The 9,836-nt window shown below is 32.0% G+C and carries 10 protein-coding genes; all 10 read right to left on the reverse strand.

The window, feature by feature from the left end:
* Window positions 1-459 (reverse strand): hypothetical protein (locus ACY3FQ_RS17965; RefSeq protein WP_489774589.1); only part of this gene is annotated, 459 nt, incomplete at its 3' end.
* A complete protein-coding gene (locus ACY3FQ_RS17970) occupies window positions 450-1,655 on the reverse strand; it encodes an oligosaccharide flippase family protein (protein WP_489774590.1) in 1,206 nt (401 codons plus the stop codon). The genes ACY3FQ_RS17970 and ACY3FQ_RS17965, both read right to left, overlap by 10 nt.
* A 22-nt stretch (window positions 1,656-1,677) precedes the next feature.
* Entirely contained in the window at window positions 1,678-2,562 is an 885-nt protein-coding gene (locus tag ACY3FQ_RS17975; protein ID WP_489774591.1) for a hypothetical protein, read from the reverse strand.
* Window position 2,563: 1 nt separating this feature from the next.
* A complete protein-coding gene (locus ACY3FQ_RS17980; protein WP_489774592.1) occupies window positions 2,564-3,262 on the reverse strand; it encodes an acylneuraminate cytidylyltransferase family protein in 699 nt (232 codons plus the stop codon).
* A complete protein-coding gene (locus ACY3FQ_RS17985) occupies window positions 3,262-4,323 on the reverse strand; it encodes a nucleotidyltransferase family protein (protein ID WP_489774593.1) in 1,062 nt (353 codons plus the stop codon). The genes ACY3FQ_RS17980 and ACY3FQ_RS17985 overlap by 1 nt, the downstream gene beginning before the upstream one ends.
* Window positions 4,316-4,963 carry a PglD-related sugar-binding protein gene (locus tag ACY3FQ_RS17990; protein ID WP_423089974.1) on the reverse strand — a complete coding sequence of 216 codons (648 nt, stop codon included), beginning with the start codon at window positions 4,961-4,963 and terminating at the stop codon, window positions 4,316-4,318. The genes ACY3FQ_RS17985 and ACY3FQ_RS17990 overlap by 8 nt, the downstream gene beginning before the upstream one ends.
* A gap of 1 nt (window position 4,964) precedes the next feature.
* Window positions 4,965-6,059 (reverse strand): N-acetylneuraminate synthase, encoded by a 1,095-nt coding sequence (neuB, locus tag ACY3FQ_RS17995; RefSeq protein WP_489774594.1) that lies wholly within the window; start codon window positions 6,057-6,059, stop codon window positions 4,965-4,967.
* The gene (gene neuC, locus ACY3FQ_RS18000) at window positions 6,049-7,185 is read right to left on the reverse strand and encodes a UDP-N-acetylglucosamine 2-epimerase (RefSeq protein ID WP_489774597.1); all 1,137 of its coding nucleotides are present in this window, start codon (window positions 7,183-7,185) and stop codon (window positions 6,049-6,051) included. The genes neuB and neuC overlap by 11 nt, the downstream gene beginning before the upstream one ends.
* Before the next feature lie 5 nt (window positions 7,186-7,190).
* On the reverse strand, window positions 7,191-8,339 hold the full coding sequence (locus tag ACY3FQ_RS18005; RefSeq protein ID WP_489774595.1) for a LegC family aminotransferase: 1,149 nt from the start codon (window positions 8,337-8,339) through the stop codon (window positions 7,191-7,193).
* A complete protein-coding gene (locus ACY3FQ_RS18010; protein WP_489774596.1) occupies window positions 8,339-9,538 on the reverse strand; it encodes a UDP-N-acetylglucosamine 4,6-dehydratase in 1,200 nt (399 codons plus the stop codon). The genes ACY3FQ_RS18005 and ACY3FQ_RS18010 overlap by 1 nt, the downstream gene beginning before the upstream one ends.
* Between the last annotated feature and the right edge of the window lie 298 nt (window positions 9,539-9,836).

Raw genomic sequence — 9,836 nt, forward strand, 5'->3', positions numbered from 1 at the left:
AATATATATTATTAATTTTTTCTTTATTTTTTTATTAGTAATGAATAAAATAGTAGTAATCAACATTAAAACTGGTATAGCGTAAATTGTTAACCACTTATAAAAAAAACCAAATAAACCAAAACCAACTCTAATATCTCCTCGATTAACACCTTTAATAAGATAATCATAACCAGAGAACATAAAAACAATAATACAGATTAATGTCATTAATACTGCTGCACGAAAAACACTTCTACAATCCTTATTACTAGCCACAAAATTAATTTCATTTTTTCTTTTCTTTAAATATGATAATATAACTATAGAGATTACTATAATTGAATAGTTTAAGTTGTGGAATAAAAGCGCACCTGTAACATCTCCAGCCACAACACTTTCACCAGTAACGAGAAGAAGAAAAATACCTACAACTGGCATAAATAAATATGCAATTAAAACCAATATAATTATTTGCATTTATTTAATCCCAAAAAAATATAACATCCTAATAGTAAAACCTGCACAATATTACCTATCAACATAGAGTAAGGAATATAAAATACACCAAATTTAGAAAAGTAAATTAAAAACGCAAGATAGAATAAAATAGATATAAATGAAATACAGCTTATAATTAAAACTTTACCCATGTAAAATAGATAATTAACAAATATTAAGTATGGCAATAAGAACATAAATGATAGTGAGAAAATTTCAACCACACCTTTAGCACCCTCAAATTCTTTTCCCAATAAATAGATGTAAAATTCAGCTGGTACGATTTTAAAAAACAATATAGGTATAGGAACAAAAAGAAAACTTATCAAAGCATATTTAAAAACAATTTTATTTGTAATCTTACCCTTTTTGAGATATTCAAAATAGTAAGGTACAATTGCTTTATTTGCAGCCATCAACCCTACCGAAATTAGGCTTGCAAATTGCACACCTATTGAATAAACTCCTAATTCATTTTTGTCAAAAAAATTATAAATATATATTTTATCAAAATTACCTTTAGCAAAAACACTCAATTGATGTAATAATAATGGAACCCCAAATGAAATAAAATAAATCAAATTTAATTTAAAAATTCTGAAACTTATTTTTCTTCTACCTAATAATTTAAAATCCTTAAGCCCAATAAAAAAACAAACCATATAAGTAAATAGCAAGGAATATAACCATGATTTCAAATTATCAAAGCTATTCATTTTAATAAAAAACAAAAGACTACTAATCAAAAAAATAAAATTTAAAAACTGCAATTTTAAATATTCTTTCGCCTTTTTCTGACATTGTCTGATTGCCAACTGCACACTAAATAATGATTGAAAACTAGCTATCAATGTTAAAATGATATAATCATACAAGCCCAAAAAAAAGAAAAAAATAATTAGTAAAAGTGAAATAGATACATTATATATATAACAAGTTGCCACAATATAATTCAAAGAATTAACACCATACTTATAATATGATCTTGTTATAGCCCCTTCTTGACTTAATCCAATAAATATTATTATTAATATAATAACTGTTTGATAGTAAGATAAAATTCCATAATTTTCAGCACCCATAACTCTAGCCAGATACGGCATAATTAAAAAAGGTGTTATTTTAGCTATGAACTCTGAAAGCAAATAAATTATACTATCTTTGATAATTTTCATATATTAATAACTGTTTCAAAAACTAAATCAAATTAATACCATTTTTTTCAAAATAATAATATATTGAGTCTAGCTCATTTATTTTGCTCTTTTCAGGTTTAATAGCATATATAAAGGCATCTGGATATAACAACTTCAAGGTGAGTAAAGCTGTTGAGTAACAAGAGTAAATATAAAGTGGACTAAAATCACTTTCTTTAATAAAATACAATTCTATAGGCATATCAATTTCTAAAATTTTAACATTATCAATATCATTGATTATACTAATATCTTCCATTCGATGTGGTATATAATTCAAATACTCCCCTTTTTTACAATTTAAAGCGGCTCTACTCACACTCATAATATACTCTTCCTTAGAAAACCCTAACATGTTCTCATATGGCTGACCTATAAAATATAATCCTTTACTTTTTTTACTATCTAACTTGGATTTAATCCCATTTAATTTATGTACACTAATATTTTGACCTGACAAGGGTTTCAAATTAAAAAAAGTAAATAAATTTTCTATTTTAAAATCTTTTTTAAACATTAAATCATATGCTTTTAAAGTCGCAGCCCCATCATCCAAATAAACTATTTCATTATATTTAATAATATTTTTAATAAAGTTTAGGGTTTTGGAAAAAATACTCCCAAAATAAACAGCATCTCTCTTTAAAAAAATAAATTTAACCCATAAACCTATGTTTAATATAAAGTCTAATTTCAAACTATTAGGGGAAAATTTAAAAGTTTTATATCTTATGTTGAAAAATTCTGCGCAACAAATTGTATGCAAATCATTTTTACCTCTACCTGTTAATCTAATATAAAAATCATAATTTTTTTCTTTATTTTCTAAAATTGATTCATATGCACATATTACTTGTAATGGAGATTCAACTATATATAAATTCATTTTATCTACTACTCAATATCTGTTCAGCAACAAAAAAATCTAATGCTGTATCTATATCAACAGCTGTCTCTAAAGGTGTTTCAAAACCATAAACATTTTCATCAAAAAAAAATTTGGCTTGTTCTAACAAAGATAGAGCTTCGTAAATATAGATTGAACCATTCAAACGGAAAAACTTAGGTAGGTCCTGACTTCGTTTGCCCTGTACTTCCGGTCGAATAAAATCAGACATACAGCCATTTTCTGGTAATGTATTTGACCACATTGGACTGTGCTCAGTTTCCGAAATCGAAACAATACCTTTAGCATTTTTCGTAATAAAAAATTCTAACGCAGTATCTAACTCCGAAACCAAACGTAAAGGAGATGTAGGCTGAAGCAAAACAATAAGTTCATTTGGCTGATCCAACTGTAACAAACCAATGGCATGCTTTATAACATCGAAGCTTGATGCATGATCATTTGACAAATGTTCTGGGCGCAAAAATGGCACTTGTGCACCATACTGCTCAGAAACCTGTTTAATCTCTTCATCATCAGTTGATACAATTACTCGATCTATATACTTAGATGCTTTAGCTGCCTCTATCGACCATGCAATTAAAGGTTTATCACCCAATAATTTTACATTTTTACGCGGTAAACGTTTACTGCCACCACGTGCAGGAATCAAAGCTGTAACTCGATACTGCCCTATCATTAGAACTTACCAAAATCTAAATTAATAATATCTTTTTGCGCACGGTTATAGTCTTCCATATGCCCAATATCAAGCCAATATTCATGTAAAGGATAGCTTAAGACTTTATTTTTCTTTTCCATCTGCTGTTCTAAGATAGTTGGCATACCAATAAACTGTGCATTAACTTGAGCCAACAATTCAGGTGAAATGACATAAATACCTGTATTAATATCAAAGAAATAACTTGGTTTTTCAGTCATGCTTTGTATTACATTATCTTCAGAGTTAACTACGCCATAAGGAATTTGATATTGGAACTCTCGCACGCACATCGTGGCAATAGCTTCACGCTTTTCATGAAAATCCAATAATTTTTCAAAATTCATATTTGTTAATACATCACCATTAATCACAATGAATGGCAATTTAATATCTGATGCTGGCAATAAACTCAATGCACCGCCTGTACCAAGTGGATCAGTTTCATGTACATATTGAATCTGTACGTCAAACTTCTCGCCATTACCAAAATGCTCATTAATCACTTCTGGTAAATAGTGGGTAGAAATATAAAATTTGTAAAAACCTTGATTTTTAAAGCTTGAAATAATGGTTTCTAGTAAAGGCTTACCCCCAACAGGTAACATCGGTTTCGGGCATGTATCTGTAAGTGGGCGCAAACGCGTACCAAAACCTCCAGCCATAATAAAAACTGGATTTTCTTTGCGCTTTTTACGAATCAAATCATCAAGCGTAATAATATTAACGAGTTGATTATTTTTAATTATAGGTAATGCCAGATAGCTTTTTTCACGCATGATCTCAAAAATCTGACGATTATCTAAGCTACCTTCCTCAATGCTATATGGGTTGGTATGCATAATTGTATCAACAGGTGCATGTAAATCTTGCCCTTTTAAAAGACCTCTACGGATATCACCATCTGTAATACTACCGATTAACTGATTGTTATCATCTACAACCAAAACAATTCTTAAAGCATATAAATCAAGTAGCTCTAATGCTTTCAAAACCGTATCATTTTTATGCAAAACTATTTTATTAACATCTCTAATCACGTTTTAGCTCCTTAGCAGGAGCTCCAACTACAACAACTCCCTCTGCTACAGGTTTAACTACAACTGAACCAGCACCTACAACAGATTTAGTACCAATGAGCATACGATTACTCTCATCTTTGCCTTGTAAAATTGTTGCGCCTGTACCAACATAACTCTTACATGCTAAATGTACATTACCTGAAATATTCGCTCCGGGCATAATTGACACAAAATCTTCTAAAACAGAATCATGCCCAACAGTTACATTCAAATTTAAAACAATAAAATTGCCAAATTCACAGCAGGTTGTCACCCTCACACCAGCAGCAATAATTAAGCCCTTTGAATTCGCAAACTCTTCTTTCATACCATAACCATAAGTTACGCTTGAATGAATCAAATTTGGATATTGCAAGTCAGGATATGTTTTAAAGATTTTTTCTCGAATCACACCACTACCAACTGCTATTGCAAACTTATATCCTGTTTTACATAGCTCAGGGATTGATGATTCATTTTGAATTGGAAACCCTAATATATTATTCTCTGATAACACATCATTTGTTAGAAAAACAAACTCTTCATAGCCCTGATCATATGCAATATCAAGGACCTCTTTAGAGAACCCGCTAGTTCCGAAAATCGCTAACTTGATCATATTATTTCTCAATTAACTCATTAACTTTATAGTTTTTCGTTGCAGCAGTTCCAAGCAACTCCCAAAGCTGTTCTGGCAATAACTGTACTTTTCCTGCTCTTTTAGCCACGATATTTTGTTCTGTAAATATTTCACCTTGCTTAATATCTTTACGCGCAACTAATGATCTTCTAACTAGTGAGAAATTATCCTTTTCCTGCTCTTGCATAAATTTAATACCATCACCAAGGCCTAACTTTATCTTACGTAAAGTCGAAACGTATCTTTTAAAATCATCAATTTCCATAGATGCCGCATGATCTGGGCCGTCCATTTTTTTATCTAATGTAATATGCTTTTCAAAAATTGTTGCACCCAATGCTACTGCTGCAATAGCAGTATATTCATTCAATGTATGATCTGAATATCCTACATTTAAGCCAAAAGCATTTTGTATCGTTGAAATAGCTAGTAAGTTACTACCTTCTAATGTTGCAGGGTACTGTGTTACACAATGTAAAATTACAATCTTATTTTTTAGAGCTTGTCGATTAGCTTGTTTAGCATAAGACAACCTTAACTTTTCAACCGTTGGTAATTCCGTCTTGCCATACTCAATAACATAAGTAAATACTGATAATGCTTTTTCAATATCACCTAAACTCGCTGTTCCTGTTGAAAGCACTACAGGTTTTCCTGTTAATGCAACTTTATAAAGAAATGGTAAATTAGAAATATCTGCTGAAGACACTTTCAAAAAAGGAACATCTAAATCATTTGAAAGAAAATCTAAGCTATCGTTATCAAACGGAGTAGAAATAAAAGTGATTCCATTATTCTCAGAAAAATCTCTTAATGTCTTAGTATCTTCAAAGCTTAACTCTAACTTTTTAACCATTTCTAATTGGCTAGAGTCTTTACCCGTATTCGTTTTTTGATATGCAGCCATATCTGCTTGATCAGACAAAACCTCTTCAGCCTTAAAGGTTTGAAATTTAACAGCATCTGCTCCACTTTCTTTAGCTTTTAAAATAAGCTCTTTTGCCAACTCGACAGAACCGTTATGATTTACACCAATTTCTGCAATAACATAAATTTCGTCTTGATTAAAGATCATAAAATGGCGCCTTCTTTTTAAAATCCGTCGTTTTAATAAGTTCAATTATTTTCTGAGAAGTGTTGCCAAGCCCTAAAGGTGGAACAACTTGACTCAATTCATCATCTGGGGAATTAATTGCTTTTTGCAATGCATCTAAAATTTCATTTTTGTCTAATTTAACATCAAGGATAGATTCACAACGCAAACGTCCTTTTTGACGATCACCAATATTTACTGTTGGAACCTGTAACGCTGGAGCTTCTGACAAGCCACTTGATGAGTTACCCACCATAGCTAAAGCATTTTTCAAAACACTTAAATAATTTTGAATACCAAAACTCTTTACAAGTAATACACGATCTGGCAACTGTGCTTTTAAATCAAGCATTGCTTTCACAATGTTAGTATTACCATTATCGGCATTTGGATAACTAAAAACAAAATTGACATCTTTTATGTGCTTAAGTGCATCAAATAAAGGCGCAACATTTTCTTCTAGTAAATTAGTTTCAGGATGATAAGTAATGAGAAAATATGGTTTTGAAAAATCAAAATCATATAATTCGCTCAATTCTGCAATATTTTTAAATGTTGTACGTTGGATATGATCCAAGCCTAGTGCACCAACGTTGAATACTTTTTCTGGTTGCTCGCCTAACTGAATAATTCGTTTCTTATATTCTTCTGCCGCAGCAAAATGAATATTGGACATTTTGGTGATTGCATGACGAATTGATTCGTCATATGCCCCTTCAGTAATTTCACCGCCATGCAAATGTGCAACAGGTACATGCATGATTAAAGCCGCTTGAGTCACTGCCAAAGCTTCGAAACGATCCCCCAAAACAACCAATAAATCAGGTTGCATACGTTTCAATGCATCTGCAAATCCAAGTAAGCCAACACCCATTGATTTCACAACAGCAGACGATGTATCGGATGACAGCAGCATTTCTACCGATTCAGTAATTTCAAAACCATCTTGTACAATAGTTTTCCAAGTTTCACCGTGCTCAGGTGAATAATGCATAGCTGTAGCTAGAATTTGTAACTCTAGCTCTGGATCTTGCTGAATATCTTGCATTAACCAATACAGCAAACCATATTCAGCTCGAGTTCCTGTAAAAACGGCTATTTTTTTCATTCTCATTACTCCACAGGAACCGAACTTGGAATATTTACAACTCTTTCTTCCAACCATAATGAGTTAGTTAAATCGCCTTGTAATGCATTTTGGTACATTGGTAATCTGGTCATTAAAGTCCAGATTGGACGAGTCATAATTTTATTTGAATTGGTTTCATCCAAAATCAAATCACGCTGGGCTTTATTTTTACAAATAATGGCATTTAACCAATAGTTAGATTGGCAGTCTTCTGGCTCTACAACAAATGAAATATCACTATCTTTAAAGAAATTTTGATATTGCTGTGCCAAATTACGCTTTTTAACAAGAAAACCTTCTAAGCTTTCCATTTGTGCACAACCTAAAGCAGCATTCAAATTAGGTAACCGGTAGTTAAAACTATTTTCATCATGATAGAACTCATAGGGATGTGGTATTTTGGCAGTTGTCGTAATGTGCTTCGCTCTTATGCCAAGTTCTTCATCTTGACATAAGACCATACCGCCGCCGCCTGTGGTAATGACTTTATTTCCATTAAAACTAAGTGCTGAAACTAAACCAAAAGTTCCGGTATGTTTACCTTTGTAGTAAGAACCTAGACTTTCAGCAGCATCTTCAACTAATGCAATATTCCACTTGGTTACAACCTGTTGAAGCTCATCAATTTCTACAGGATGGCCAAATGTATGCATTGGTACGATTGCAGAAATACGCTTATTAGTTCCTTTATGTTTACACACACCCTGGTCATCAATAAAAGCATTTTCTTGTAAATAACTGTCTAATGCCTTTGGACATAAACCAAGTGTTTTCAATGAAACATCAATAAATAATGGTTCTGCACCAATATACGACAAGGCATTACACGTTGCGACAAATGTCAAAGCTTGCGTAATTACGATATCATCGCGCTTTACCCCAGCTAGTAAGAGAGCAATATGTAATGCAGCGGTTCCATTAACAGTCGCAATAGCTTTAGTACAGCCTGTAAACTGTTGAACCTTAGCTTCAAAGTCGTTTACATACGCACCAACACTAGAGACGAAAGTACTATCAATCGTATCTGATACATATTTTTTTTCATTACCAAGAAAACGCGGTTCATGTAATGGAATAAAATTATTAGTACGATAAATATCTCGTACAAATTGATTAAATTTAGAAGTATCCATTACATTTTCCCATCTAAATATAAGCCTGTTTCTTTGTGTCCAAAGTTAGGCATCATATAGTTAAATAGATCAATAATTTCTTCTTTATTCCACTGCTTATTTAAAAGCATCGCATGAATTTTTTCTTCGAATACATGCAACTTATCTTCTTCAACATTGAGTGGATTTTTGATTACACCCAAATTGTTAAAGCGTTGCATATCCAACACTTCATTGTCTGTAAAAAACTCTTCAAAGTCTTTTTCACCAGTTGTATTACTTCCTGCAAATAGACAAGGCCATTTACTCTGTTTTGGCAAGGTTTCAATCAAGCTTCTGGCCTCGTCTTCTGACTCACACAAATACGGCTCATATCCAAGGTTATTCAGATATTTAACCGCAATGTCTGCAAAAGTAATCAAGTGTAAATGTTCACTTAGCTTAGGGAAGAAAATATCTCTATTTTCACCTAATAAGCATGACATTAAACATAACTCACCAGATTCTTTAGGAGTAACGAAATAACGACGGATATCATTTGGCGCAGCGATCGGCTGATTTTTCTGAATACGTTGGTTAAAACCATGTAATAAAGAACCATCGGAAAATGCAACATTGGCAAAACGGGCAGTTGAAATATCAATCTGCTGACTTTGACGCATAAGGAACATTTCCATAATACGTTTTGACCCACCCATCATATTGACAGGGTTTGCAGCCTTATCTGTTGAAACGCAAAAATATTTTTTTACACCATTTTCAATCGATTGCTGAATGGTTTTTTCAGTATTTAAAATATTAACATGGATCATACGCATGAGAGTGAATGGATCCTTTTCACTACGTACATGCTTTAAAGCAGAAAGGTTTAAAACGTAATCAAAGTCACCATCATTCTGGATATAAGCATCATATTCTATAGAACCAATATCCAATGCAAATGTCTGGAAATCACCATGAATATAACCCAAGGAACTTCGGATATCGCGAACAACCTCAGTTAGATTATTTTCTGATATATCAACAACATGCAACTTCAAAGGATTGCGCTTAAAAATTTCTTTGACAACAGCCTGTCCAATTGAACCCGCACCGCCTAGAACCAAAAACTTCGAGGTTGAAACAATTTCAATTAATTTATCATTCCAATGTTGAATATCTTCAACAAAAAGCTCTTGTTTTCTGCCAATTAATTCTAATTGATGGTTATCTATAGACATTTTCAACCCTATTCAAAAAACTTATTCCATACAGATGTCAGTTGTATTTTGGCCAAGAAGTTAAAATCAAAACTTTACTCTTAAAACAGTTGTCTTACTTTTTATCAACCATCAAATAAGTTTTAAAGTTAGTTTTAAAAAATCTGGCTAAATCACAGAGATTTTAATTGACCCACACTATACCAGATTTTTTTTAAGCGCCGTATTGAAATTGTATGACTAGTTTAAAACGGCTTTGTTGCACAAACCTATCTGTAAAGGTTTTTTCAGCGATATAATTTTCAAATGAAGAAGCCTA

This window comes from Acinetobacter sp. AB03 (assembly GCF_058107045.1).